The sequence below is a fragment of the Kitasatospora sp. NPDC058243 genome, assembly GCF_042882025.1.
In the GTDB taxonomy this organism is placed as follows: domain Bacteria; phylum Actinomycetota; class Actinomycetes; order Streptomycetales; family Streptomycetaceae; genus Kitasatospora.
In genome coordinates, this window is the sequence record NZ_JBHVWW010000036.1 from 27,890 (window position 1) to 53,053 (window position 25,164).

Consider the following 25,164-nt stretch of genomic DNA (forward strand, 5'->3'; position numbering starts at 1 on the left):
ATGACCAGCACCACCCAGGAAGCCACCGCCACGTCGCTGCTGCGCTTCGCCACCGCCGGATCCGTCGACGACGGCAAGTCCACCCTGGTCGGCCGCCTGCTGCACGACTCCAAGTCCGTGCTCGCCGACCAGCTGGAGGCCGTCGAACGCGCCTCCCTGAACCGCGGCCAGGACGCGCCCGACCTCGCGCTGCTCACCGACGGCCTGCGCGCCGAGCGCGAGCAGGGCATCACCATCGACGTGGCCTACCGCTACTTCGCCACCCCCCGGCGGCGGTTCATCCTCGCCGACACCCCCGGGCACGTGCAGTACACCCGCAACATGGTGACCGGCGCCTCCACCGCCGAACTGGCCGTGGTGCTGGTCGACGCCCGCAACGGCGTCGTCGAGCAGACCCGCCGGCACGCCGCCGTCGCCGCGCTGCTGCGGGTGCCGCACGTGGTGCTGGCCGTCAACAAGATGGACCTGGTCGACTACGCCGAGCCCGTCTTCGCCGCCATCGCCGAGGAGTTCACCGCCTACGCCGCCTCGCTCGGCGTGGGCGACGTGGTGGCCGTGCCGATCTCGGCCCTCGCCGGGGACAACGTCGTCGAGCCGTCCGCGCACATGGACTGGTACGGCGGCCCGACCCTGCTGGAGCACCTGGAGACCGTCCCGGTCGGCAGCGACCCGGACGCCGATCCGGCCCGCTTCCCCGTCCAGTACGTGATCCGCCCGCAGAGCGAGGAGCACCCCGACTACCGCGGCTACGCCGGGCAGTTGGCCTCCGGCGTGCTGCGGGTCGGCGACCCGGTGACGGTGCTGCCCTCGGGCCACACCACCACCGTCGCCGGGATCGACGCGCTCGGCCGCGAGACGGACCTCGCCTGGGCGCCCCAGTCGATCACCGTCCGGCTCGCCGACGACCTCGACGTCTCCCGCGGCGACCTGATCGCGGCCGGCGTGATCCCCGCGCCCACCAGGGACATCGAGGCCACCGTCAGCCACCTCAACGAGCGCCCGCTGCGCGCCGGGGACAAGGTCCTGCTCAAGCACACCACCCGCACCGTGCGCGCGCTGGTCAAGGACATCACCTACCGCATCGCTCTGCCGACCAAGGCGGGCGACACCCTCGAACAGCGCTCCGGCGCCCAGGGGTTGAACGTCAACGACCTCGGCCACGTGGTGCTGCGCACCGCCGAGCCGCTGGCGCTCGACGCCTACTGCGACAACCGCCGCACCGGCTCGTTCCTGCTGATCGACCCGGCCGACGGCACCACCCTCACCGCCGGCATGGCGGGCGAGGCCTTCGCGACCGTACGCGCCACCGAACCCGCTGAGGAGGACTGGGTCTGATGCCCAGCGAGGCGTTCTCGGACATGGACAAGGAAGGCGGCCGCATCGGCAGCGGCGTCCTCGGCAGCGGCCAGGGCGGCCTGACCCGATGTGCGGGCCGACAGCGCTGAGTTGCGACCCCCGGCCGCCCCGACGGGCGACCGCCACGTCCCCGAGACCGCCTCCCGACGGTCCGTCGATGAACAGGACTTCACCATGGCACCGAACCTGGCCCCCTCGCATACCCATGCCCGCCCCAACGCCGGCCGGATCAGACGCTCCGCGGTGGCCGCCGTGGCCGGCCTGACCGCCGTGACCCTGCTGTCGGCGTGCAGCTACGGCTCCAAGGCGGACGACAAGAAGGCGGGCGCCGACTCCGCCGCCAGTTCGGCCGGCGCCTCCGGCGCGAAGCTGTCCGCGGACACCGTGAAGATCGGCTACTTCGCGAACCTGACCCACGGCACCGCCCTGGTCGGCCTCCAGGAGGGGCTGTTCCAGAAGGAGTTGGGCGCCACCCAGATCAAGACCCAGGTCTTCAACGCGGGCCCCTCCGAGATCGAGGCGCTCAACGCCGGCTCCATCGACATCGGCTGGATCGGCCCCTCCCCCGCGATCAACGGCTACACCAAGTCCGACGGCCAGTCCCTGAAGATCATCGGCGGCTCGGCCTCCGGCGGGGTCAAGCTGGTGGTCAACCCGGACAAGATCTCCTCGCTGGACGACCTCAAGGGCAAGAAGATCGCCACCCCGCAGCTGGGCAACACCCAGGACGTGGCGCTGCTCAACTACCTGGCGGGCAAGGGCTTCAAGGTCGACGCGGCGTCCGGCGCCGGCGACGTCTCGGTGGTGCGCACCGACAACAAGGTCACCCCCGACGCCTACCGGCAGGGCTCCATCGACGGCGCCTGGGTGCCCGAGCCCACCGCCTCCAAGCTGGTCACCCTCGGCGCGAAGGTCCTGCTCAACGAGAAGGACGTCTGGCCGGACAAGAAGTTCGTGATCACCAACATCATCGTCTCGCAGAAGTTCCTCAAGGAGCACCCGGACGTGGTGGAGGCCGTGCTGCGCGGCTCGGTGAACACCAACGCCTTCATCAAGGCCAACCCGGACAAGGCCAAGGCCGACGCCAACGAGGCGATCAAGAAGGAGGCCGGCAACGCGCTGGAGCCGGCCATCCTCGACCCCGCCTGGGCCGACATCGACTTCCTCGACGACCCGCTGGCGAACACCCTCCAGGCCGAGGCCGACCACGCCGTCACCGCCGGGCTCCTCAAGCTGCCCAAATCAAGTTCCGCTGGCGCGGGGGCCAACCTGAACGGCATCTACGACCTCACCCTGCTCAACAAGGTGCTCGCGGCCAAGGGCCAGGGCCCCGTGGCGGACGCCGGACTCGGCGCCAAGTAGCGCCACCCGGCGCCGAACAGCACCGCGCGGCGCCGAGTCCGCCCCGACTCCGCGGTCCGGACCCCCGCCCACCCGGTCGATCCGCGATCGATGCCCACCGGGACGGGCGGGGCCGGGCCCCGGCCCCCGCTCCGCCAGCCCTCAGCCAGACCACTCACGCAGGAGGTGCCCGGATGACCCCGGCACTGACCACCTCGGCGGACACCGCCGGCGCCGGCGCCGGCGGCGCCGCGCCCGCCGTCCGGATCTCGCACGTGCACAAGTCCTTCGGCCGCCCGGGCGCGCAGACCCACGTCCTGGACGACATCACCCTCGACGTCGCGCCCGGCGAGTTCGTCACCCTGCTCGGCGCCTCGGGCTGCGGCAAGTCCACCCTGCTCAACCTGGTCGCCGGCCTCGACCAGCCCACCGCCGGCGCCATCGAGGTGCCGGGCGGCCGCCCCGCGCTGATGTTCCAGGAGCACGCGCTGTTCCCCTGGCTCACCGCCGGCCGCAACATCGAACTCGCCCTCAAGCTGGCCGGCGTCCCCCGCGCCGAGCGCCGCGCCGAAGCCGAGCGCCTGCTCGAACTCGTCCGCCTCAAGGGCTCGTACGGCAAGCGCGTGCACGAGCTGTCCGGCGGCATGCGCCAGCGCGTCGCGATGGCCCGCGCGCTGGCCCAGGGCAGCCAGGTGCTGCTGATGGACGAGCCGTTCGCCGCGCTCGACGCCATCACCCGCGACGTGCTGCACGACGAGATCACCCGGATCTGGGCCGAACGGCAGCTGTCCGTCCTGTTCGTCACCCACAACGTGCGCGAGGCCGTGCGCCTGGCCCAGCGCGTCGTCCTGCTCTCCTCCCGCCCCGGCCGGGTCGCCCGCGAGTGGCGGATCGACCTGCCGCAGCCGCGCCGCATCGAATCCGCCGGCGTCGCCGACCTGTCCATCGAGATCACCGAAGAACTGCGTGGGGAGATCCGTCGCCATGGCCAGCACTGACAGCACCCCGGTCCTGGAGAAGGCCGACAAGACCGACAAGACCGCCGCCACGGACACCGCCGGTGTCGGCGCCGGCCTGGACGCCCTCGACTCCGTCTCCGCCCAGCGCGGCTCGCTCGGCCAGGCACTGCGGACCAAGGCCCTGCCGCCGCTGATCGGCGTCCTCGTGGTGCTCGCCCTGTGGCAGGGGGCGTACAGCCTGCACCTCACCTCCGCCTACAAGCTGCCCAGCCCGACCGACGTGTGGCACTCCGCCCAGGACCTCTGGTACCAGGGCACGCTGTTCTCGATCATCTGGACCAGCGTCTGGCGCGGCCTGTCCGGCTTCCTGCTCGCCGTCGTCATCGGCACCCCGATCGGGCTGGTCGTCGCCCGCGTCCGGCCGGTGCGCACCGCCATCGGCACGGTCCTCCAGGGCCTGCAGTCGCTGCCCTCGGTCGCCTGGGTGCCGGCCGCGGTCATCTGGCTCGGCATCAACGACCAGATGATGTACGCGGTCATCCTGCTCGGCGCCGTCCCCTCCATCGCCAACGGCCTGATCGCCGGCATCGACCAGGTGCCGCCGCTGTTCCTGCGCGCCGGACGCACCATCGGCGCCACCGGCCTCACCGGCGCCCGGCACGTCCTCATCCCCGCCGCGCTGCCCGGCTACCTGGCCGGCCTCAAGCAGGGCTGGGCGTTCTCCTGGCGCTCCCTGATGGCCGCAGAACTCGTCGCCTCCTCCCCCGACCTCGGCCGGGGCCTGGGCCGGTTCCTGGAGGACCAGCGCGAGTTCTCCGACATGTCCGGGGTGCTGCTCGGCATCATCCTGATCCTGTTCGTCGGCATCGCCATCGAACTGCTCGTCTTCACCCCGGTCGAACGCCGGGTGCTGCGCAACCGCGGCCTGCTGGCCGCCGCCAAGTAAGGCCGACGCCGATGCCCGCCCTCCTGCTGATCGCCCACGGCAGCCGCGACCCGCGGCACGCCGCGACCGTGGCCGCACTGGTCCAGGAGGTGCGGGCGCTGCGCCCCGGGCTGGACGTCGCCACCGCCTACCTGGACCACTGCGCGCCGCGCATCCCGCAGGTCGTCGGGCGGCTCGACGACGCGGTGGCCGTCCCGCTGCTGCTCAACCGGGCCTACCACGCCAAGCACGACATCCCGGCCGCCCTGCGCACGGCGGACGCGGCCCTGCCCGTCGCCGCCGTCCTGGGCCCGTCGCCGCTGCTGCTCGCCGCCCTGGAGCGCCGCCTCGCCGAGGCCGGGGTGGACGTGCACTCGGCCGCCGTCCGGGCCCGCACCGGCGTGGTGCTCGCGGCGGCCGGCTCCTCCGACCCGGCCGCCGACGCCGCCACCCGCGCGGTGGCCGCCGCGTGGCGCCGCAGCCGCGGCTGGGCCGCCGTCGAGGTGGCCTACGCCTCCGCCACCGGCCCGCGCGTGCCCGACGCCCTGGCCGCCCTGCGCGCCGCGGGCGCCGCCCGCACCGCCGTCTCCCCCTACCTGCTGGCCCCTGGCCTCCTGCCCGACCGCATCGCCGACGCGGCCGCCGGAGCGGACGCCGTCGCCGACGTCCTGGGCCCCGCCCCCGAACTGGCCGCCCTCCTCCTGGAACGCTACGACGAGGCGCGTACGGCCGCCACGATGCCCCAGACGCTCACTGCCTGACCACGGGGCCGGCTCACTCGTGATCGAGGATGCTGTGCTCGCCCAGATCAGCGGCGTGCCGCGCCACAGTGCGGTAGTCCGCATCGTCGTGGAGGACCGTGAGGCCGTGGTGTGCGGCCGTCGCCGCGATCATGAGGTCGACCGCGGAGGCACTACGGTGCTGCCCGGCGAGGGCCATGCGCCGCTGAACCGTGTCGATCCAGCGCCCAGCGTTCTTCGGTACCGAGACGTCCGGGTACAGGTCGGCGAACATCTCGGTGATCTCGTCGTACTCCCGGCCGCTGCGCGCGTTGTACAGAAACTCTGCGCGCTGCGGGTAGCACGACGCGATCGAGCCTGCGTCGATCGCGTCGTACCAAACGGCCAGGAGCTTGGGCTCGCCCAACAGCCGGACAAGTCCAGAGGTGTCGAGGAGATAGATCACCGGGCGTCCTTCTCGGCTCGGTGCATCCGCTCTGCGTCCTCGACGGCGCCCCAGTGCTGAGCCCGCTCGAAATGCCGGCTGATCCGGGCAGCACGTTCCTGCCGCTCGGCGTAGAAGCGCAGTGCGAGGTTGACGGCGTCCTTCTTGGTCCGAACTCCGGCGAGCGTCATTGCTCGTTCCAGCGCCTCTTCATCGATGTCGATCTGTGTCACGGACATCCGGATACCTCCGTCGATCGATGTTGGTGATGTACATAGCATTGCACATGACCAACATCAACGGAGGTTCGGACCGCCGCAGGGTGATGGTGTCCGTCAGACAGACGGGCCCCGCGACGAAACGGCCCGGCCCCCTCGGTACGAGGGGGCCGGGCCGTCGGTGGTTCGCCGGGGGTTAGTCGAAGGCGCGGCGCTGGCGGCCGGTGCCGTAGTTGGAGCCGGACTTGGCGCCGCTGCCGGGCTTGGCGCGGCCGGAGGAGCGGCCGATGAAGCCTGCCGCCTGGGGGCGGTCGCCCTGGGCGGCGGCGCCGCCCATGCGCTGCTTGGGGCGGGGGCGGCGCGGGTTGCCGTTCATGTCGACGTCGGCGGGCAGCGCGGAGCGCTTGCCGGGGCGGCGGCGCGGGTTGCCGGACTTGGCGTCGGCCTTGGCCGCGGGGGCCTCGGCGGGCGCGGGGACGGCGACGGCGACCGCGACGCCGCTGGGGGTGCGGGCGCCGGTGATCTTGGCGAGGTCGGCGTCGCCGGGGCGGACCTTGGTGACGGTGGGGCGGATGCCCGCGACCGTCATCAGCCGGTTGACCTCGCGGCGCTGCTCGGGCAGGACGAGGGTGACGACGGTGCCGGACTCGCCGGCCCGGGCGGTGCGGCCGCCGCGGTGCAGGTAGTCCTTGTGGTCGACCGGCGGGTCGACGTTGACGACCAGGTCGAGGCCTTCGATGTGGATGCCGCGGGCGGCGACGTTGGTGGCGATCAGCGCGGTGACGTGACCGTCGCGGAACTGGTCGAGGACCCGGTTGCGCTGCGGCTGGGACTTGCCGCCGTGCAGGGCCGCGGCCCGGACGCCGGTGGCGAGCAGCTGCTTGGCGAGGCGGTCGGCGCCGTGCTTGGTGTGCACGAACATGATCACGCGCCCGTCGCGGGAGGCGATGTGCGCGGTGGTGGACGCCTTGTCGGCCTGGTCCAGCTGGAGGACGTGGTGGTCCATGGTGGTGACCGCGCCGGCCGACGGGTCGACCGAGTGGGTGACCGGGTCGGTGAGGAAGCGCTTGACCAGGCGGTCGACGTTGCGGTCCAGGGTCGCGGAGAACAGCATCCGCTGCCCGCCCTCGGCGACCTGCTCCAGCAGCTTGCTGACCTGCGGGAGGAAACCCATGTCGGCCATCTGGTCGGCCTCGTCGAGGACGGTGATGGCGACGTCGGACAGGTTGACGTCACCGCGGCCGATCAGGTCGTCGAGCCGGCCGGGGGTGGCGACCAGGACCTCGGTGCCACGGCGGACGGCGTTGGCCTGGCGGTTGATCGACATGCCGCCGACGACGGTGGTGATCCGCAGGTTGACGGCGGTCGCGTAGGGGGTGAGCGCGTCGGTGACCTGCTGGGCGAGCTCGCGGGTGGGCACCAGGACGAGCGCCAGCGGGTAGCGGGCGACGGCGCGGCGCCCGGCGGTGCGGGCGAGCAGCGGCAGGCCGAAGGCGAGGGTCTTGCCGGAGCCGGTGCGGCCGCGGCCGAGCACGTCGCGGCCGGCGATCGAGTCGGGCAGCGTGGCGCCCTGGATCGGGAACGGCGCGATGACGCCTTCGCGGGTGAGCGTGCTGAGGATGCCCTTGGGCAGGTCCAGCTCGGCGAAGGTGTCCGCCGGGGGCCGGGCCGGGGTGCCCTCGACGACGGTGAATTCGGCGGCCTCGGGCACGGCGGCGGCGCGGGTGTTCTTGGGGGCGCCGGTGCGGCCGCGCGGCTTGCGGGCGCGCTCGGCGTCGCCGGTACCACGCGGGTTCTCGCCGCGGCGGGCGCGGTCTCCGGCGCCGGTGCGGCCGGCGTTCTCGCCACGGCCGGTGTTCTCGGCACGGCCGGCGCCGGCGCTGCGGCGCGGGTTCTCGCCGCGGCGGGCCTGGTCGGTGGTGCGGGCGGCGCGGTCACGCGGCGGGCGGGCAGGGGTGGTCACGAAGTCTCCGTACGTCGGTCGGCAGCCCCGGGTGGGGGCTGGTCGGCCGTCGGTAGGAAATTCGCCGCCCCGGCCGTACGGCGGCATGCGCGGGGGCCCGCACCGTCTGGTACGGGCCCCCGCTTCGCGAGATCGCGAGTCAGCGTGGAGGCTGACGTCAGATGACGCGGATGTTCTCGGCCTGCGGGCCCTTCTGGCCCTGGGTGACGTCGAACTCGACCTGCTGGCCCTCGACGAGCTCACGGAAGCCGTTCGCCACGATGTTCGAGTAGTGGGCGAACACGTCCGGGCCGCCCTCGGCCTGCTCGATGAAGCCGAAGCCCTTTTCGCTGTTGAACCACTTCACGGTGCCGGTAGCCATAACCGTCTCCTCAAAAACTGGGGCATCAGGGATTCACACCGCGTGAACCCCGGAGTAGCCGCGATCCCCATCCGGAGACTGAAACACCGGACAAAACAAATGCGCCTGTTGGTTGGAACCAGCAGGCGCACACATACGTTCATGGGAACCAAAACTGCAACTGGGTCGACTGTAGCACGGCGACACCCCGATTGACCGGGGACTTTTGTGCTCGACAGATCACGTTTGGCGGCCAGGAAAAGGGGGCAAGCGGCGCCCCGCCGAAGCGGGACGCCGCCTGTTTGGCGCGTCGGTCGGGCGTCGCCCGTGTCCGAACGAAGCGATCAGCGCCGTCCGGCCGGCTCCGGCACGCCGTACGCGTCCGCCGCCGGCGCCGGGCCGGCACCGTGGCCCCCGCCGTGGCCCCCGCCGTGGCCATGCTCGGGGTCGGGGTCGGCGCCGTGGCCGGGCCACCAGGCCCGGTTGCCGATCAGCGCGGTGAGCGCCGGGGTGAAGAACATCGCCATCACGAAGGCCGCCAGCACGATGCCGAAGGCCATGGCGAAGCCGAACTCCATCATGAAGGTGTTGCCGGCGAGCATGAACGTCCCGAACGAGGCCGCCAGGATGAAGCCGGCCGCGGCGACGGTCGGGCCTGCGTGGCGCAGCGCCTCGCGGGCCGCCTCGCGCGGGCTGCGGCCCGCGCGGGCCTCCTCGCGCAGACGGGCGATGATCAGGATGTTGTAGTCCGTCCCGATCGCCACCACGAAGAGGTAGATGAGGATCGGCATCATGAACATCAGGCCGGTCTCGTTGCCGATCTTCTGGAAGATCAGCGTGGTGGCGCCCAGCGTGGCGCTGAAGCCGAGGCCGACCGAGGCCATCAGGTACCAGGGGGCGACCACGCTGCGCAGCTGGAGGGCCAGGATGAGCAGGATCAGCAGCCCGGCGATCGGGAAGACCAGCTTGTAGTCGTGGGTCATCGCCAGGTTGATGTCCTTGAACACCGAGGTGAGGCCGCCGACCTTGGCCTCGCTGCCGGCCGGGGCCTGCGCGTGGGCGACGGTGCGCAGCTCGGTCACCGCGTCGATCGCCTCGTTGCTGGCCGGGGCGTCCTTGAGCATGACGGTGAACTGGGCGGTGGCGCCGTCGGCGCTGATGCTCTTGGCGTCGGCGCTCGGCAGGTAGACCTTGGAGACCCCGCCGACGCCCTGCAGCTTGTCGGCGTAGGCCGGGAAGGAGGCCGGGTCGAGCTTCTTGCCGTCGGTGCTGCTCAGGTAGACCTGGCTCGGGTCGGCGGCGCCGGCGGAGAAGCCCTTGGCCATCGTGTCCTGGACGACCATCGACTCCTTGTCCTTGGGCATGGAGCTGCCGGCCATGTCGAAGTTGCCGTTGTAGCCGAGCGCGCCCACGGACAGGGCGAGCAGTACGCCGCCGGAGGCGACGGCGGCCAGCGCCGGGCGCTTCTGGACGATCCGGCCGAGCGCGGTGAAGCGCGCGGTGCTCGGCTCGTTCGTCCACTTCTTGCCGGGCCAGAAGACGGCGCGGGCGGGGATGACCGCGAGCAGTGCGGGGGCCAGGGTGATCGAGGCCAGGGCGGTGACCACGACCGCGATCGCCAGCGCGGGGCCGAGCGCCTGGAACATGCCGAGGCTGGAGAGGATCAGCGCGGCGAAGGCGATGGTGACGGCGCCGGCGGCGGAGGCGATCGCCTCGCCGACCCGGCCGACCGCGTTGGCGACGGCGGCGTTGCGGTCGTCGCCGGCCCGCAGCCGCTCGCGGTAGCGGAAGGCGAGGAACAGGAAGTAGTCGGTGCCGACGCCGAGCACGACGACGATCAGGATCGCCATCAGGATGGGTGTGCTCTTGAGGTCGAAGATGTCGGTCGCGTAGTTGATCAGGCCGATGGAGGCGGGCAGCGCGATCATCAGCGAGACCAGGACCGGCAGCAGGCCGGCCAGGATGCCGCGGAAGATGATGCCGACGATCACGATGACCAGCAGGACCGTGGCCATGGTGATGATGCCCTCGGCCGAGCCGGAGGCTTCCTTCTGGTCGAGCGCCTGGGCGGCGGGGCCGCCGAGCTGGAACTTCAGGTCGGTGCCGGAGGCCAGCGCCTTGCCGTCGTCACGGATGGCCTTGGCGATGTCCGCGGTCTTGTTCTGGTCCTGCTGCTTCGACTTGTCGACGGCGATCATGGCCATCGCGTACTTGTGGTCCGGGGATATGCCCAGCTGGTCGGACGGCGGGATGATCTTCTCGACGCCGTCGATCTTCTTGGCCGTCAGGTCCTGGACGAGCTTGCCCATCGCGGCCTTGTCCGCGTCGGTGAACGCGGCGCCGTCGTTGCGCTCGAAGAGTGCGAGCGCGCCCGGGGTGAAGGCGGCCGGGAAGGCCCGCTCCTGCACCTGTGCGGCCTGGATGGACTCGTAGTGCTTGGGGAGGAACGCGGCTTCGTCGGTCTGCGAGCTGACCTTCGGCGCGGTCATGATGACGGCGATCATTCCGATCACCCACGCGATGATCACCCACCACGCGCGGCGTACGACGAATTGTCCTAGTCGGTGGAACATGCTCGATGCCTCCTGGGCATGGTTCACCGCAGCCCTTGGGGGACGGGACGCCGGGCGACGGCTGGACCGGTGGGAGACGCGCGGCGGCGCTCCCTAGCCGGTCGGCAGGTAAGTAGGTCTGGGCGTCATCCTACGAGCACTTGCTTGCCGACCGGCAAGGAGCCCCCGTGGTCCAACCCCCGTCGGGGCCGCCGCTCAGCGGCCCCGACCCAGTTTCCCCCGGGCGCACCCCCCTTGACCTCGTGCTCCGGGTGGAGACAGCTCCCCCTCAGGGTGGATCTCTCCCCCTACCCCCTAGGAGGAGATGTCAGGGTAGGAAGGTAGGGAAAACCCCACCCCGGTCCGTCATGATGATCACCGTCCGGAGGCCTCCGGATGAACGCCGCCCCAACGGAGCACCGCCATGATCCCCTTCGACGAAGGCCGCGCCCGGCTGCTGCTCGCCCACGCCTGCGAGTCCGCCGGACTGCCCGGCCCCGGCGACGCCCGGCTGCTCGCACTCGGCGAGAACGCCGTCTTCGACCTCGGCGACCCTGCCGTCGTCGCCAAGGTCGGCCGCGGCCCCGAACTGTACGAACGGGCGCGACACGAACTCGCCGTCGCCCACTGGCTCGCCGCCCAGGACGTCCCGGTGGTCCGCCCGTACGACGCGGTGGAAGCCGAGCCCCAGCTCGCCCACGGGCACCCCGTCACCTTCTGGCACCGGCTCGCCCCCGCCGTCCGCCCCGCCCGCCCCGCCGACCTCGCCCCGCTGCTGCGCACCCTGCACCGGCTGCCGCTGCCGCCCTTCCCACTCGCCCACCGCGACCTGCTGGCCCCCGTCGAACGCTGGCTGGCCTCCGCCGAGGGCCACGTCGACCCGGCCGACGTCTCCTTCCTGCGCCACCGCCGCGACGGCTTCGCCGCCGCCCTGCCCGACCTCGCCCCGCACCTGCACCCCGGCGTGATCCACGGCGACGCACTGCCCCGCAACGTCCACGTCGGCCCGGACGGGCCCGTCCTGCTCGACCTGGAGAACGTCTCGCACGACCTGCGCGAACACGACCTGGTGGTCCTCGCGCTCAGCCACGACCGGTACGGCGTGCCCGGCGAGGAGTACCGGGCCTTCGTCGAGGCGTACGGCTGGGACGTGCGCGCCTGGCCCGGCTTCGCGGTGCTGCGCGGGGCCCGGGAGACCGCCAGCGCCTCCTGGGTCGCCCAGCAGGTACCCGGCAACCCGGCCGCGCTGGCGGAGTTCCGGCGCCGGGTCGCCTCACTGCGGGAGGGCGCCACCGAGGTGCGCTGGTACCCGTTCTGAGGCGTCGGGCTCCTGGGGCGTCGAGCTTCCGAAGTGACGGCTCCTGAAGGGACGGGCCCCTGAGGTGCCGGGCCTCTGAAGTGCCGGGACGCCCCCGGCGCGGCCCCCGGGATACCCGGCGGGCCGCGGGGGCGCCAACCCGGGCGCGTGTGAGAAGACTCCTACGGCGCTGCGGTCCGCTCCGCAACCGGGGCACGTACGCTCGGCGTCCTATCGGACAGTCATCCTGACCGAGGGATCGGCGCCCGTCCTCTGCACCCCTCTGCACCACAGGAGCCGCCGCCATGCCCCACTCCGCCACCCGCCGGCCCTCCCCCCCGACCCGTACCGCGCTCACGGCCCGCCGCCGGCTGGTCGCAGGCTGCGTCGTGGCGGCCGCCGCCCTGGGACTGGCCGCGTGCGGCACCGCCAGCGGAGCCCTCCAGCCGACGGCCGGCGTCAGCACCCAGCCCCCGATCACCCTCGCGCCGACCGACGGCCGGCCGACCGACGGGCCCGTCGCCACCGTCGCGCCCACCCCCGGCTCCGACGGCGCACCCGCCTCCGCCGCCCCGCCGGCCGTCCCGAAGCCGCACACGCCCCAGGCGCCGGCCGGGACGAGCGCCCCGCCCCACGGCGGCACGCCGAGCACCCCGGTCACCACCACGGCCGTCGCGGGCACCCCCACGGGCACCCCCGCGCCGCCGCCCGCGCCGGTCAAGCCGGGCACCGTCATCGGCTCCACCGCCTCCGGCGGCCGCACCGTGGCGCTCACCTTCGACGACGGCCCCGGCCCCGCCACCGGCCAGATCCTCGACCTGCTCGCCCAGTACCACGCCAAGGCCACCTTCTGCGAGATCGGCCAGAACGCCGCCGCCAACCCGGCCCTGGTCAAGCGCGTCCTCGCGGCCGGCCACCGGCTCTGCGACCACAGCGTCCACCACCCGCAGCCGTTCGCGAAGCTCCCCCACGACAAGGCCGTCTACGAGATCTCCGCCGCCAGGGACATGATCGTCAAGGCCGGCGGCCCCGGCACCCGGGTCGACTGGTTCCGCGCCCCCGGCGGCGGCTTCAACGCCGACAACGAACAGATCACCGCGAGCCTCGGCATGTCCTCGCTCGGCTGGTCCGTCGACCCGCGCGACTGGTCCCGCCCGGGCGTGCCCGCCATCGTCTCCACCGTGCAGAAGCAGCTCAAGCCCGGCGGCGTGATCCTGATGCACGACGGCGGCGGCGACCGCACCCAGACCGTGGCCGCGCTCAAGCAGCTGCTGCCCTGGCTGGTCGCCCAGGGCTACGCCTTCGACTGGCCCGCCGAATAGCCGACTCACCGGCCACACCGGGGGCGGCTACCTCATCGGCCACCGCGGGTCGACCACGGCCTGCGGGTCCTTGCCGCGGCGCAGCCACGCCTGCAAGCCCTCCGCCCACTCCCGGTACCAGCCGATCTGGCGCCCGTGCAGCTCGGCCGGCGCGACGTCGCCGACCTCGGCCCGGTAGCGCTCGGCGAGCGCGACGGCGACCCGGACGGCCGCCAGCGCATCGCTGCCCGCCTCGTGCGCGTCCGTCAGCTCGACGCCGTACACCTCGCAGACCCGCTGCAGGGTGCGCGAGCCCTTGCGGTACTTGTCCACCGCCCGGTCGACGACCAGCGCGTCCAGCACCGGCCCGACCGGGGCGCCGAGGCGCTCGGCGAGCGGCACCAGCCCGTACCGGCGCAGCTCGGCGTCGAGCAGCGACAGGTCGAACGGCGCGTTGAACGCGACCACCGGGCGCCCTGCGGCGAGCCGCTCGCAGAGCGCGCCGGCTATCTCTTCCACCGCCTCCTTGGCCGGCCGGCCCTTGCCGCGGGCCAGGTCGTCGCCGATGCCGTGGATCGCCTCCGCCTCGGCCGGGATCGGGACCCCGGGGTCGAGCAGCCAGTGCACGGCCCCCACCCGGCGGGCCCCGACGGTGTCCACGAGCGCGGCCGTGACGATGCGGTCCACGGCCGGGTCGGTGCCCGTGGTCTCCAGGTCGAAGCCGACCAGTGGCTGCTGCCACCAGCTCATAAGGGGGTGTCCTTCCGTCCTGCCTCTCGAAACAGCCCCCATCATCACCCGCCCCACCGACAACCCGGCCGCTGGGGCGGTCGGGGTGCGGGCCGGTGCGGCGGCGGACGGCCCTCCTCGGTTTCGGCAGGTCGCCCCAACGGCGGGCGCCCGCGCCCCGGTTGGGGCGACGGGCGCGCGGACCGGGGCGTTCAGGTGGTGGTGAGGAGGGTGCGGCCGAGCCAGTCGGTGGTGTCGTGGGCGCCGGGGAGGACGTAGAAGTAGCCGCCGCCGGTGGGGCGGAGGTGGCGGGCGAGGGGTTCGGTGTTGAGGCGGGTCTGGACGGCTTCGAACTGGCGGGCCACGTCCTGCTGGTAGCAGCAGAAGGCGAGGCCGAGGTCGGGTTCGCCGTCGGGGTCGAGGCCGCGGTCGTAGTTGAAGGCGCGGCGCAGGATGCGGCTGTCGCGGGTGCCGTCGGTGCGGGGGTTGGCGAGGCGGATGTGGGAGTCGAGGGGGATGACGGCGCCGTCGGGGTCGTTGCGGTAGTCGGGGGTGTCGGTCTCGCCGGCGGCGCCGAGCGGGGCGCCGTCGTTCTTGCGCCGGCCGATCAGGCGTTCCTGCTGCTGGAGCGGCACCTCGTCCCAGCCGGCGACGAGGGTGCGGATGGCGCGGATGACCTGGTAGCTGCCGCCGGCGGCCCAGCGCGGTTCGTCGCCGCCCTCACCGACCCAGACGAGGGCGTCCAGTTCGCGGGCGTTCGCGGTGTCGGGGTTCTCGATGCCGTCCTTGAAGCCGAGCAGGTTGCGGGCGGCGCCGGTGGGGCGGGAGCGGTTCTGGAAGCCGTCGAGCTGCCAGCGCGGGCGGATCAGGCCGTTGGTGCTGCGCAGCAGGTCGCGGATGGTGTGCTGGACGGTGTCGCGGTTCTCGGCGCAGATCTGGAGCGAGAGGTCGCCGTGGCATTCGGCGGGGCGCAGCGCGTCGACGGGGAAGGGGCGCATGGCGGTGAGCCGGCGGGGGCGGTGGCGGGTGAGGCCGTAGCGGGTGTCGAAGAGGGAGGCGCCGACGGCGACGGTGACGGTGAGGTCGTCGGCGGGCAGGTCGGGGCCGAGGGTGCCGCTGTCGGAGGGGGCGGTGGCGGGGCCGAGGTCGGGCGGGGTGCCGCCGGTGGTGAGGAAGCGGATGCGGTCGGTGAGGGTGCGCAGGAGGGTTTCGAGGGCCTTGCGGTCGCGGGCCTTGACGTCGAGGGCGAGGAAGGTGCCGTAGCCGGGGGGCGGGTTGGTGATGCCGGCCTGGTGGCGGCCGTGGAAGTCGATGCGCCGGGTGGCGGGGCGGGGCTCGGCCTGGGCTGGGTGGGCGCCGGTGAGGGTGAGGGCTCCGGCGGTGGTGGCGCCGAGGGCGGTGCGCAGGAGGCCGCGGCGGGTGGCGCGGGGGTGTTCGGAGCCGGTGGAGTGCGGGCTGTCGATCATGGACGGGACGCTAACAAGCGGTCGGGCCCGGTGCTCGGGTGAGCGCCGCGCCCGACCGCCGGTCACCATCCGTCCGGCCTACTCCCCTCACCCGGGCGAGGGTCACCCGGGTGAGGGGCACCCGGGCGAGCGCCACTGAGCGAACGTCACCAGGAGACCGGCACCGGGCGAACGTCACCGGGCGAACGTCACCGGGCGCGGGCGAGGGCGATCCGGCTGGGCAGCACGCTGGCGGCGACGGCCAGGGCGAGGCAGACGGCCGCGGCGGCGCCGAGCGGGAGCCAGGGCAGGTGCGGGTCGATGGCGGCCTGGCCGGCCAGGATGCGGTGGTTGAGCAGGGCGGTGGTGCCGTACTGGGTGAGGGCGGTGACGGCGAGGGCCAGGACGGCGGCGGTGGCGACGACCAGGACGGCTTCCAGGGCGACCATGTGCAGCACCTGGCGGCGCAGGGTGCCGGCCAGCCGCAGGACGGTGAAGTCGCGTCGGCGGTCGGCGGCGGACATCACCATGGTGTTGGCGATCGCGATGAGCGCGTACAGCAGGGCGGGGCCGAGGATGGTCGTGGTGGCGATCCACGCGTAGTGGGCGCCGGGGTCGGGGCCGGGGGCGCGGGCGTCGGTGAGTTCGCCGCCGAGCCGGTCGGCGGCCGGGGGTTCGGCGGAGAGGTGGACGGCGCCGGGGTGGGCGCCGGCCAGGTGGGCGGTGGTGGCGTCGCCGCTGAGCAGGATCTCGTCGAGGCCCAGCTGGGTGCGGTAGACGAGGGCGAGGCGCAGTGCGGTGACGGTGCCGTCGGCGAGGCGCAGGTGGACCTGGTCGCCGAGGGTCCAGCCGTGGCCGCGGGCCTGGTCGGTGGAGGCGGCGAGGGTGGCGCCGTGCAGGTCGGCGGCGGCGCCCTGGACGACGGGCAGGGTCCAGGCGGTGGCGAGGTCGCCGTCGACGACGGTGGCGGCGGAGGGGGCGGAGGCGGGTGAGTCCTCGCCGGGGTCGGCGAAGTCGGCGGGGGCGGCGCCGAGGCCGGTGACCACGGTGGAGGTAGTGGCGGTGGCGCGCAGGCCGGGCCGGTCGGCGGTGAGCCGGTGTGCGGCGTCGTCGGGCAGCGGGGTGGCGCCGGGGCGCAGCACGTACCGGGCGGCGGTGGTGGCCCGGTTCTGGGCGGTCATGGCGTCGGCGAAGGCGGCGGTGGAGCCGATGACGGTGCCGGTGAGGGCGATGGTGAGGAAGGCGGGGGTGGCGGTGGAGACGGTGCGGCGGACGGCGGTGAGCGCGTTCTGCCGGGCGAGCAGGGGTGCGGCGCCGACGGCGCGGGCCAGTGGCGCGCTGAGCGCCCGGACCAGGGGCGGGACGATCAGCGGGGCGAACAGGGCGAGGGCGGTGATCGTCAGCAGGTCGGCGCCGAGGACCCACTGGGAGGCGAGCTGCGGGTCGGCCGGCTGGTCGCCGGGGGCGGCGGGCATGGTCGGGGCGGCCAGGTAGTAGCCGACGGTGCCGGCCAGGGCGAGCAGTCCGGCGAGGGCGCAGGCCCAGCGCACGGGCGTCATGACCGTGCGGTCGACGGCGGCGTCGCCGAGTGCCTCGACGGCCCGGACCCGGCCGGCGCGCAGGGCGGCGGTGACGGCGCCGAGCAGGGCGACGAGCAGGCCGACGGCGGCGGCGGTGAGCAGCGGGGCGGGGGCCGGGTGCGCCGCGAAGCCGTCCGGGGCGGCGCCGCGGGCGACCAGCCAGGCGGCGAGGGCGGGCGCGCCGGGCAGGGCGAGCAGGCAGCCGGTGACGGCGGCGGCGAGGGCGACGACGGCGGCCTCGCCGGTGATCAGCCCGACGACCTGGCGGGGGGTGGCGCCGACGGCGCGCAGCATCGCGATCTCCTGGCGGCGCTGGGCGACGGCGAAGGCGAAGGTGCCGGCGACGACGAAGACGGCGACGAAGGCGGCCATCGCGGCGCTGAACAGGAGCACCTTGTGGAGGGAGGGCGCGCCGAGCGGGGAGTCGTCGCCGGCGGTGTTGTCGAGCAGGGTGCCGGTGGTGGCGACCAGGGTGACGCCGAGGGTCAGGGCGAGGTAGGAGCCGGCGAAGGCGGCCTTGCGGCGGCGCAGTGCGGCGGCGGCGACGGGCAGCAGGGTGACGAGGGAACTCATGCGCCCACCTCGCTGCGCTCGGCGGGGGCGTTCGCCCACGCGCACCTCTCGATGATGAACTCGCTCCGCTCGTTCATGCCGCCGTCTCCAGGGCGGTCATCCGCTCGGCGATCTGCGGGGCGGTGGGGTGGTCGAGGTCGGCGACGAGGCGGCCGTCGGCGAGGAAGAGCACGCGGTCGGCGTAGGAGGCGGCGACCGGGTCGTGGGTGACCATGACGGTGCTCTGGCCGTCGCGGTCGACGAGTTCGCGCAGCAGGGCGAGGACGTCGCGGCTGCTGGCGCTGTCGAGGGCGCCGGTGGGCTCGTCGGCGAAGAGCACCTGCGGGCGGGTGATCAGGGCGCGGGCGATGGCGACGCGCTGCTGCTGGCCGCCGGAGAGCTGGGAGGGCAGGTGTCCGGTGCGTTCGCCGAGGCCGACCTGGGCGAGGGCGCGGTGGACGTCGGCGCGGTCGGGGCGGCGCCCGGCCAGGCGCAGCGGCAGGCCGACGTTCTGTTCGGCGGTCAGCGAGCCGACCAGGTTGAAGGCCTGGAAGACGAAGCCGAGCTTCTCGCGCCGCAGGACGGTCAGCCGGTTCTCGGTGAGTGCGGCGAGGTCGGCCCCGTCGAGGACGACCCGGCCGCCGTCGGGCCGGTCGAGCCCGGCGGCGCACTGGAGCAGGGTGCTCTTGCCGGAGCCGGAGGGGCCCATGACGGCGGTGAAGGTGCCGCGGGCGAAGTCGACGTCCACTCCCCTGAGCGCGTGGACGGCCTCCGGCCCGGTCCCGTAGGTGCGGTGCAGTTGTTCGAGGCGCAGTACGGCCCCGTCATCCCCCATGATCATCACGGGGGCTATGACTACCACGGCCGCCCCTGCTCCGACCAGCCCTGACCGCCGGGGCGGCCCCGGTTCGGGCGGCGGGCCCGGTTCAGGCGGCGGGCTCGCGGACCAGGTAGACGTCGATCGGGTCCTCGTGGTCGAGGACGAAGCCGTGGCGTTCGTAGAGGCGGCGGGCGGGGCTGCCCTGGAGGACGTCGAGGCGCACGGGCTCGCCGGCGGCGTCGGCCTGGGCGAGGAGGTGGCGCAGGACGGCGCTGCCGAGGCCGCGGCCCTGGTGGGCGGGGGCGAGGTAGAAGTGCTCGATCCAGCGGCCGCCCTGCTCGGCGGGGCGGACGGTGACGGAGCCGGCGAAGGCGCCGTCGACGAGGATGACGGAGCTGTGGCGGCTGGAGAAGCCCGCCCGCAGGCGCCGGCGGACCCGGTCGTCGTCGTAGCGGCCGAGGCGTTCGAGGTCGGCGCGCAGCACGACGGCCTTGAGTTCGGCGACGGGTTCGACGTCGGCGGCGGTGGCGGGGCGCAGGGTCCAGGCGGCGAGGCTGTTCACGGCCCGCAGTGTGGCAGCGGCCGCACCGGCCTGGCCAGCGGGTTTCAGGGGCCGGACACCGGGGCGGGGCGTGCCGAGGGGGCCGGGCGGTGGCCCGGCCCCCTGCTCCGACGGGCCGACGGGCCGGCGGGAAGGCGGGAAGGCGGGAAGGCGGGCCGGCGGGAAGGCCTCAGCGGGTGCCGAGGTCCAGGGCGGGGAAGGAGTAGTCGTCCCAGAGGGCGCGTTCGTCGTCGTGCGGGGCGTACTGGACGCCGGGGTTCAGGTCCCAGATCCGGGTGGCCCGCGCGTCGGCGGTGTAGGACGGCCAGCCCGGGTCGCCCTGGCGGGCGAAGGAGGCCCAGGCGTCGGCCATCCGCGCGGACAGCCGGGTGAGTTCGGGCCGCTGGGCGGCGACGGTCTGCGCGCCGCGCGGGATCGCGCCGAGGTCCAGTCCGCCGAAGACGAAGGGCAGTTCCAGGGTGTGCATGGCGCCCAGGTTCTGGGCGGCGGGCAGGCCGGGGACGTAGGGCACGTGCCAGTCGAACTGGTAGACGTAGGTGGGCCGCCAGCGGGACTGGGCCTCGGCCAGGCGCAGGGTGGGGATCCGCTCGGTCTGGTCGGTGAGCATCGCATTCACCACCCGGCCCTCGGTGGCCCCGGGGCGGTCGGCGGCGTACCGGTCGTACATCTGCTGTTTGCGGTCGGCGAGCACCGGGGGCAGGGTGCGGTAGGCGCTCAGCGGGAGGTCGGGCAGCGTGGGGTCGAACAGCGCCCAGTAGTCGGTCTCGTTCTCGGTGGTGCCGGTCATCACGTCGACGTCGCGGGCGCTGCCGGCGGCGATCCGTTCGACGACCGGGCCGGGAACCAGCGCCCCGTCGATGGAGGGGCCGAAGAAGACCGCGGAGGACAGCCCGGAGAGCCCGTGCTGGACCTGTTCCTGGAGGTCGAGGACCTGTGGGGTGCTCAGCCGGTCGAGGTCCGCGACGGTGTGGATGCCGCCGGTGGCGAAGACCTTTGCGGCGGTGGCCCGCGCGGCGGCCGCGGTGTGCACCAGGTAGCCGGGCCCGCTCTCGACGATGGCGCGCTGGAAGAGCTGCTCGGGGTGGTCGCCGGCCAGCAGGGCGCTGATCGAGATCGCGCCGGCCGACTGGCCGAAGACGGTGACGTTGCCCGGGTCGCCGCCGAAGGCGCCGATGTGCCGGCGCACCCAGGTCAGCGCGGCGCTCTCGTCGCGCAGCCCGTTGTTGCCCGAGCCGGCGTAGGACGGGTCGAGCGCGCCGAGTTCCGTCCAGCCCAGGATGCCGAGCCGGTAGTCCAGGTTCACCACGACCGCGTCGCCGCGTTCGGCCAGCAGGCCGCCGTCGAAGACGGGCTGGCCGGCGGCGCCGAGTTCGTCCGCGCCGCCGTGCAGGAAGACCATGACGGGTTTGCGGGCGCCGCCGCCGTGCGCCGACCACACGTTGAGGTACAGGCAGTCCTCGGTGCCGCCGCCGCCCGCGCTCAGGTCCTGCGGGCAGCCGGGGCGGGCCCGGGTGGCGCGCAGCGTTGCGGGCCAGGGCGCGGCCGGCTGCGGCGGGCGGAACCGGCGCTCGCCGGTGGGCGGCGCCGCGTACGGGACGCCCAGGTAGGCGCACCGGCCGTCCTGGGACACCCCCTGGAGGCGGCCGACGGAGGTCGCCGTACGGCAGCCGCCCGTCTCCCGGGCCTCGGCGGGGACGGCCGGCAGCAGGCCCAGCAGGGCCGCCGCCACACCGGCCAGCGCGAGCGGCCAGCGCGGGGGGACGGTTCGGCGGGCCTTGCCCGGCCGTCTTGCGCGCAGCCCCTCCCCGGGCCCTTCGCGCAGCCTTCCGCGCGCGGCCCCCCATGCTGTTCCGCGCACTGTCCCGCGCTTTGTCCCGCGCTTCGTTCCGCACACCACGGCGCACTCCCCTCGACGTCGTCGCGCCGCTCGTGCGGCCGCGACCCCGCCTCCAGCTTGCGCGGCCCGGCCCGGGGGTGTCGCCGCCGCACGGATGGATTTCCGGGCCTCCACCCGGGGGTGGAGAAGGGAAATCGACGGTCCATCAGGAACGGGGGGTGCGGGTTCAGGACACCGGCCGGGAGTCGCCCCAGGCGCCCTCGAACTCCTCGCGGTAGACCTCCAGCAGGCCCTGTTCGCTGCCTCCGGGCTGCTGGCCGGCGCCGCCGCGCAGCACCAGGGCCGGGGACTCCATGCCCCGGGCGCGGCGCAGGTAGGGCTGGATGACGCCGAGGTCGCGGCTCTGGCGGCGGCCGCCGACCTGGCCGGTCGGGCGGGGGCCCTCGACGAGGTAGGCGGTGAAGCGCGGGGTCTCGTCGAAGACCCGGATCTCGAAGCCGCCCTGGTCGCGCAGCCGGGCCCGCACCCGGCGCACGTGCATGATGTTCATCTCGATGGAGCGCGACAACTCGCCGCGCCCGAGGCCGAGTTCGCGTTCGCGGCGGCGGACGGCGCTGCTCGCCGGGTTGAGGAAGAGCAGGCGGACCCGGCAGCCGTCGCCGGCCAGGCGCACCAGCCGCTTGCCGGTGTAGTTCTGGCAGAGCATGCCGAGGCCGATGCCGAGCGCGTCCAGGCGCCGGGCGCCGTCCAGCAGGTCCTCGACGGGCAGGTCGCGCTGGAGGCGGACGCGGTCGGCGTGCACGGCGACGACGTCCGCGTACCGGCCGGCCACCAGCGACTCGACGACGTCGGCGGGCACGCCGCCGGCGCCGCCGTCCAGGACGGCGAGCAGGCGGGCGGCGGCGCGTTCGGTCTGGGCGAGGACGGTCTGAGTGAGCACCCGGTTGCGGGAGACCACGTGCCGGGCCACCTCCAGTTCGTCCAGGGCGAGTTCGATCTCGCGCCGGTCGGACAGGTAGGGCTCGAAGCAGGGCCAGTGCTGGACCATCAGCTCGCGCAGCTGGGGCAGGGTGAGGAAGACCAGCGGGTCGTCGTCGGCCGGGTCGAGCAGGTAGCCCTTGCGGCGGCTGACCTCGCGGACGGCTCCGGCCCGGTGCGCCCACTCCTCGCCGGCGGGGCCGGCGGCGGCGGTGACCCAGTCCTCGCCGTGGGCGGGGGCGTAGATGGGGTGCAGCACCTCGTCGACGAGGGAGCGCAGCCGCTGCTCGACGAGGTTGAGCCAGACGTAGGCGCGGCCGGACAGCCGGACCCGCTGGTAGGCGTCCTCCCATTCGGCGGCGGACCAGGCGAGGGCGGGGATCTCGACCGGGCCGCCCTGGGCGGGCACCAGGGGGCGGCCGGACAGGGTGGGGCGCATGACGACCGTGGGCGCCTCGCTGCGGGCGCCGCCCCGGTCGGGGCCGTCGGGCCCCGGGCCGCGGCCGCCGGCGGGGAACACCATGCGCCACCTCACCTGGTCTGCTGCTCTACGCTCCGCCCCTGCGCGGCTGATGGAGCGCCACCGGCCCGGGGGCGGCCGGACGATCAAGGGTACTGCCCGCCGCGAGCGGTGCGCAGCCGGATGGCCCCCGGGGCCCGGCACCACCACCAGGCCCACCCTTCACAGACCCGCGCCCATCGCAAGCCCCGCCCATCGCCGGCCCCGCCCGCCGCGAGCCCGGCACCGCTTATCACAGGAATCCCGGCTGGACACCCGTTCGGGCGAACCGGCCGCACATGTCCCAGCCGCCGGGGGAAGGCTCGGGGAGTATGCGCACTGTGCCGTGCGTCACGGCGCGCGAGCGCCGCACATGCCCGGACGCCCGGCCGGGAAGAGAGCGTCCGGGTCCGGGCACGTTATCGGACTACACGTCAGTTTCCGTTGAGTGCAAGGAAGTTGAGGACTCATGCAGGTCTGGCCCGGTAAGCCCTACCCCCTCGGCGCCACCTACGACGGGGCCGGCACCAACTTCGCGGTGTTCTCCGAGAGTGCCGACCGGATCGAGCTGTGCCTGATCGACGAGGACGGCTCGGAGACGGCCGTCGAACTGCGCGAGACGGACGCCTTCGTCCGGCACGCCTACCTCCCCGGCGTCCAGCCCGGCCAGCGCTACGGCTTCCGCGTCCACGGCCCGTACAACCCCGGCCTCGGCCAGCGCCACAACAGCGCCAAACTGCTGCTGGACCCGTACGCCAAGGCGATGAGCGGGCACATCGACTGGGACGAGGCCGTCTACGGCTACCACTTCGGCGCGCCCGAGCGCCGCAACGACCTCGACTCCGCCCCGCACACCATGCACTCGGTCGTGATCAACCCGTACTTCGACTGGGGCACCGACCACCCGCCGCGCACCGACTACCACCGCACCGTCATCTACGAGGCGCACGTCAAGGGCCTCACCCGACTGCACCCGGGCATCCCCGAGGAGATCCGCGGCACCTACGCGGGCCTGGCCCACCCGGCGGTGATCGAGCACCTGGCCAAGCTCGGCGTCACCGCGATCGAGCTGATGCCGGTGCACCAGTTCGTCCGCGACCACCGGCTGCGCGACCTGGGCCTGTCCAACTACTGGGGCTACAACACCATCGGCTTCTTCGCCCCGCACTCCTCCTACGCCTCCAGCGGCGACCGGGGCCAGCAGGTGCAGGAGTTCAAGTCGATGGTCAAGGCGCTGCACGCGGCCGGGATCGAGGTGATCCTGGACGTCGTCTACAACCACACCGCCGAGGGCAACCACCTCGGGCCGACGCTGTCCCTGCGCGGGCTGGACAACGTCTCCTACTACCGCCTCGCCCGGGACCAGCGCTTCTACGAGGACACCACCGGCACCGGCAACAGCCTGCTGATGCGCAGCCCGCACGTGCTCCAGCTGATCATGGACTCGCTGCGCTACTGGGTCACCGAGATGCACGTCGACGGCTTCCGCTTCGACCTCGCCGCCACCCTGGCCCGGCAGTTCCACGAGGTCGACCGGCTCTCCTCCTTCTTCGACCTCGTCCAGCAGGACCCGGTGGTCTCCCAGGCCAAGCTGATCGCCGAACCCTGGGACCTCGGCGAGGGCGGCTACCAGGTCGGCAACTTCCCGCCGCTGTGGACCGAGTGGAACGGCATGTACCGGGACACCGTGCGCGACCTGTGGCGCGGCGAGACCGCCGCCCTCGCCGAGTTCGGCTCCAGGCTCACCGGCTCCTCCGACCTCTACCAGGACGACGGCCGCCGCCCCATCGCCTCCATCAACTTCGTGACCTGCCACGACGGTTTCACCCTGCGCGACCTCGTCTCCTACAATGACAAGCACAACGAGGCCAACGGCGAGGACAACCGCGACGGCGAGTCCTTCAACCGCTCCTGGAACTGCGGCGTCGAGGGCCCCGGCACCGACCCGGCCGTCGAGGAGCTCAGAGCCCGCCAGCAGCGCAACCTCATCGCCACCCTGATGCTCTCCCAGGGCGTGCCGATGCTCTCCCACGGCGACGAACTCGGCCGCACCCAGCAGGGCAACAACAACGCCTACTGCCAGGACAACGAACTCACCTGGGTGCACTGGCCGGACGGCGACGGGCCCGAGGCTCGGCTGCTGGAGTTCACCCAGGGGATGATCTGGCTGCGCCGCGACCACCCGGTGTTCCGGCGGCGGCGCTTCTTCCACGGGCGGCCGGTCCCCGGGCGCCCCGGGCCGGGGACGCTCGCCGCCGGCGGCCGCCCCTCCGGCGGTCACGCCTCCGGCCGTCACCCCTCGGGCGGTCACCTCTCGGGCGGCTACGACTCGGGCGGCTACGACGACCTCACCGACATCGCCTGGTTCACCCCCGGCGGGGAGGAGATGACCAAGCGCAACTGGGGCGCCAGCTACGCCAAGTCGCTGACCGTCTTCCTCAACGGCTACGCCATCTCCGAGCCGGACCGGCGCGGCGGGCGGATCGTCGACGACTCCTTCCTGCTGATGTTCAACGCGCACTTCGAGCCGCTGGAGTTCACCCTGCCCGCCGACCACGGGCAGGAATGGCAGGTCGTGGTCGACACCGCGCAGGCCCGGCTGCCCGCCCCGGGCGCGGGCGCGCGGGTCAAGGCCGGGGACGCGCTGTGGCTCACCGACCGCTCGCTGATGGTGCTCCAGCGGCCGGCCTGACACCCTGCGCTCACCTGTTCGGACCAGCAGCGGGTCTTGGCGGCGGGCTCCCCC

At 73.8% G+C, this 25,164-nt stretch carries 20 protein-coding genes; 8 read left to right on the forward strand and 12 right to left on the reverse strand.

Annotated elements, in window-relative coordinates:
* The 5 genes from ACFVX9_RS23100 to ACFVX9_RS23120 all read left to right on the forward strand — a co-directional run bounded on the left by ACFVX9_RS23100 (position 1) and on the right by ACFVX9_RS23120 (position 5,342).
* The gene (locus ACFVX9_RS23100; RefSeq protein ID WP_380372440.1) at positions 1-1,335 is read left to right on the forward strand and encodes a sulfate adenylyltransferase subunit 1; all 1,335 of its coding nucleotides are present in this window, start codon (positions 1-3) and stop codon (positions 1,333-1,335) included.
* A gap of 195 nt (positions 1,336-1,530) precedes the next feature.
* Positions 1,531-2,718: an aliphatic sulfonate ABC transporter substrate-binding protein gene (locus ACFVX9_RS23105; protein WP_063351024.1), complete on the forward strand. Its 1,188-nt coding sequence runs from the start codon at positions 1,531-1,533 to the stop codon at positions 2,716-2,718.
* 173 nt (positions 2,719-2,891) lie between these two features.
* Positions 2,892-3,695, forward strand: a complete 804-nt coding sequence (locus tag ACFVX9_RS23110) for an ABC transporter ATP-binding protein (RefSeq protein ID WP_063347100.1) — start codon at positions 2,892-2,894, stop codon at positions 3,693-3,695.
* Positions 3,682-4,602 carry an ABC transporter permease gene (locus tag ACFVX9_RS23115; protein WP_387983227.1) on the forward strand — a complete coding sequence of 307 codons (921 nt, stop codon included), beginning with the start codon at positions 3,682-3,684 and terminating at the stop codon, positions 4,600-4,602. The genes ACFVX9_RS23110 and ACFVX9_RS23115 overlap by 14 nt, the downstream gene beginning before the upstream one ends.
* A gap of 11 nt (positions 4,603-4,613) precedes the next feature.
* Positions 4,614-5,342 (forward strand): sirohydrochlorin chelatase, encoded by a 729-nt coding sequence (locus ACFVX9_RS23120; protein ID WP_387983229.1) that lies wholly within the window; start codon positions 4,614-4,616, stop codon positions 5,340-5,342.
* A gap of 13 nt (positions 5,343-5,355) precedes the next feature.
* Here ACFVX9_RS23120 and ACFVX9_RS23125 read toward each other — a convergent pair whose 3' ends face one another.
* From ACFVX9_RS23125 to ACFVX9_RS23145, 5 genes are all read right to left on the reverse strand, one after another.
* Entirely contained in the window at positions 5,356-5,766 is a 411-nt protein-coding gene (locus ACFVX9_RS23125; RefSeq protein ID WP_387983231.1) for a PIN domain-containing protein, read from the reverse strand.
* Entirely contained in the window at positions 5,763-5,984 is a 222-nt protein-coding gene (locus ACFVX9_RS23130; protein ID WP_371516508.1) for a type II toxin-antitoxin system VapB family antitoxin, read from the reverse strand. Before ACFVX9_RS23130 ends, ACFVX9_RS23125 begins: the two co-directional genes overlap by 4 nt.
* A gap of 175 nt (positions 5,985-6,159) precedes the next feature.
* Positions 6,160-7,926: a DEAD/DEAH box helicase gene (locus ACFVX9_RS23135; RefSeq protein ID WP_380480558.1), complete on the reverse strand. Its 1,767-nt coding sequence runs from the start codon at positions 7,924-7,926 to the stop codon at positions 6,160-6,162.
* A 157-nt stretch (positions 7,927-8,083) separates the two neighbouring features.
* Positions 8,084-8,287: a cold-shock protein gene (locus ACFVX9_RS23140; protein WP_063347104.1), complete on the reverse strand. Its 204-nt coding sequence runs from the start codon at positions 8,285-8,287 to the stop codon at positions 8,084-8,086.
* Positions 8,288-8,610: 323 nt separating this feature from the next.
* Positions 8,611-10,839: an MMPL family transporter gene (locus ACFVX9_RS23145; RefSeq protein WP_387983234.1), complete on the reverse strand. Its 2,229-nt coding sequence runs from the start codon at positions 10,837-10,839 to the stop codon at positions 8,611-8,613.
* 403 nt (positions 10,840-11,242) lie between these two features.
* On the opposite strand from ACFVX9_RS23145, the gene ACFVX9_RS23150 reads away from it, so the two are divergent.
* Together ACFVX9_RS23150 and ACFVX9_RS23155 are read left to right on the forward strand one after the other, a co-directional pair.
* Positions 11,243-12,136 (forward strand): phosphotransferase enzyme family protein, encoded by an 894-nt coding sequence (locus tag ACFVX9_RS23150; RefSeq protein WP_387983235.1) that lies wholly within the window; start codon positions 11,243-11,245, stop codon positions 12,134-12,136.
* A gap of 284 nt (positions 12,137-12,420) precedes the next feature.
* Positions 12,421-13,437, forward strand: a complete 1,017-nt coding sequence (locus tag ACFVX9_RS23155; protein WP_387983236.1) for a polysaccharide deacetylase family protein — start codon at positions 12,421-12,423, stop codon at positions 13,435-13,437.
* Positions 13,438-13,464: 27 nt separating this feature from the next.
* Here ACFVX9_RS23155 and ACFVX9_RS23160 read toward each other — a convergent pair whose 3' ends face one another.
* From ACFVX9_RS23160 to ACFVX9_RS23190, 7 genes are all read right to left on the reverse strand, one after another.
* Positions 13,465-14,166, reverse strand: coding sequence for an exonuclease domain-containing protein (locus tag ACFVX9_RS23160; RefSeq protein ID WP_063347107.1), 702 nt, complete (start codon positions 14,164-14,166; stop codon positions 13,465-13,467).
* A 191-nt stretch (positions 14,167-14,357) separates the two neighbouring features.
* Positions 14,358-15,611, reverse strand: coding sequence for an iron uptake transporter deferrochelatase/peroxidase subunit (gene efeB, locus ACFVX9_RS23165; protein ID WP_380480564.1), 1,254 nt, complete (start codon positions 15,609-15,611; stop codon positions 14,358-14,360).
* 188 nt (positions 15,612-15,799) lie between these two features.
* Positions 15,800-17,743, reverse strand: a complete 1,944-nt coding sequence (locus ACFVX9_RS23170; protein ID WP_387983239.1) for an FtsX-like permease family protein — start codon at positions 17,741-17,743, stop codon at positions 15,800-15,802.
* Between the two features lie 73 nt (positions 17,744-17,816).
* On the reverse strand, positions 17,817-18,557 hold the full coding sequence (locus ACFVX9_RS23175) for an ABC transporter ATP-binding protein (protein ID WP_371516515.1): 741 nt from the start codon (positions 18,555-18,557) through the stop codon (positions 17,817-17,819).
* A gap of 91 nt (positions 18,558-18,648) precedes the next feature.
* On the reverse strand, positions 18,649-19,104 hold the full coding sequence (locus ACFVX9_RS23180) for a GNAT family N-acetyltransferase (RefSeq protein ID WP_063347110.1): 456 nt from the start codon (positions 19,102-19,104) through the stop codon (positions 18,649-18,651).
* Positions 19,105-19,273: 169 nt separating this feature from the next.
* Positions 19,274-20,833 (reverse strand): carboxylesterase/lipase family protein, encoded by a 1,560-nt coding sequence (locus ACFVX9_RS23185; protein ID WP_387983241.1) that lies wholly within the window; start codon positions 20,831-20,833, stop codon positions 19,274-19,276.
* A gap of 334 nt (positions 20,834-21,167) precedes the next feature.
* On the reverse strand, positions 21,168-22,442 hold the full coding sequence (locus ACFVX9_RS23190; protein ID WP_063347111.1) for an SAV2148 family HEPN domain-containing protein: 1,275 nt from the start codon (positions 22,440-22,442) through the stop codon (positions 21,168-21,170).
* Between the two features lie 445 nt (positions 22,443-22,887).
* Here ACFVX9_RS23190 and glgX point away from each other — a divergent pair, with 445 nt between their 5' ends.
* A complete protein-coding gene (glgX, locus tag ACFVX9_RS23195) occupies positions 22,888-25,110 on the forward strand; it encodes a glycogen debranching protein GlgX (protein WP_387983243.1) in 2,223 nt (740 codons plus the stop codon).
* Positions 25,111-25,164: the final 54 nt, after the last annotated feature.

Excerpts from the sequence above, each read along its gene's own strand:
- ACFVX9_RS23100 (WP_380372440.1), top strand. The coding sequence starts at position 1 with ATGACCAGCACCACCCAGGAAGCCACCGCCACGTCGCTGCTGCGCTTC.
- ACFVX9_RS23105 (WP_063351024.1), top strand. The coding sequence starts at position 1,531 with ATGGCACCGAACCTGGCCCCCTCGCATACCCATGCCCGCCCCAACGCC.
- ACFVX9_RS23110 (WP_063347100.1), top strand. The coding sequence starts at position 2,892 with ATGACCCCGGCACTGACCACCTCGGCGGACACCGCCGGCGCCGGCGCC.
- ACFVX9_RS23115 (WP_387983227.1), top strand. The coding sequence starts at position 3,682 with ATGGCCAGCACTGACAGCACCCCGGTCCTGGAGAAGGCCGACAAGACC.
- ACFVX9_RS23120 (WP_387983229.1), top strand. The coding sequence starts at position 4,614 with ATGCCCGCCCTCCTGCTGATCGCCCACGGCAGCCGCGACCCGCGGCAC.
- ACFVX9_RS23130 (WP_371516508.1), bottom strand. The coding sequence starts at position 5,984 with ATGTCCGTGACACAGATCGACATCGATGAAGAGGCGCTGGAACGAGCA.
- ACFVX9_RS23140 (WP_063347104.1), bottom strand. The coding sequence starts at position 8,287 with ATGGCTACCGGCACCGTGAAGTGGTTCAACAGCGAAAAGGGCTTCGGC.
- ACFVX9_RS23145 (WP_387983234.1), bottom strand. The coding sequence starts at position 10,839 with ATGTTCCACCGACTAGGACAATTCGTCGTACGCCGCGCGTGGTGGGTG.
- ACFVX9_RS23150 (WP_387983235.1), top strand. The coding sequence starts at position 11,243 with ATGATCCCCTTCGACGAAGGCCGCGCCCGGCTGCTGCTCGCCCACGCC.
- ACFVX9_RS23155 (WP_387983236.1), top strand. The coding sequence starts at position 12,421 with ATGCCCCACTCCGCCACCCGCCGGCCCTCCCCCCCGACCCGTACCGCG.
- ACFVX9_RS23160 (WP_063347107.1), bottom strand. The coding sequence starts at position 14,166 with ATGAGCTGGTGGCAGCAGCCACTGGTCGGCTTCGACCTGGAGACCACG.
- efeB (WP_380480564.1), bottom strand. The coding sequence starts at position 15,611 with ATGATCGACAGCCCGCACTCCACCGGCTCCGAACACCCCCGCGCCACC.
- ACFVX9_RS23170 (WP_387983239.1), bottom strand. The coding sequence starts at position 17,743 with ATGAGTTCCCTCGTCACCCTGCTGCCCGTCGCCGCCGCCGCACTGCGC.
- ACFVX9_RS23175 (WP_371516515.1), bottom strand. The coding sequence starts at position 18,557 with ATGGGGGATGACGGGGCCGTACTGCGCCTCGAACAACTGCACCGCACC.
- ACFVX9_RS23190 (WP_063347111.1), bottom strand. The coding sequence starts at position 22,442 with ATGGTGTTCCCCGCCGGCGGCCGCGGCCCGGGGCCCGACGGCCCCGAC.
- glgX (WP_387983243.1), top strand. The coding sequence starts at position 22,888 with ATGCAGGTCTGGCCCGGTAAGCCCTACCCCCTCGGCGCCACCTACGAC.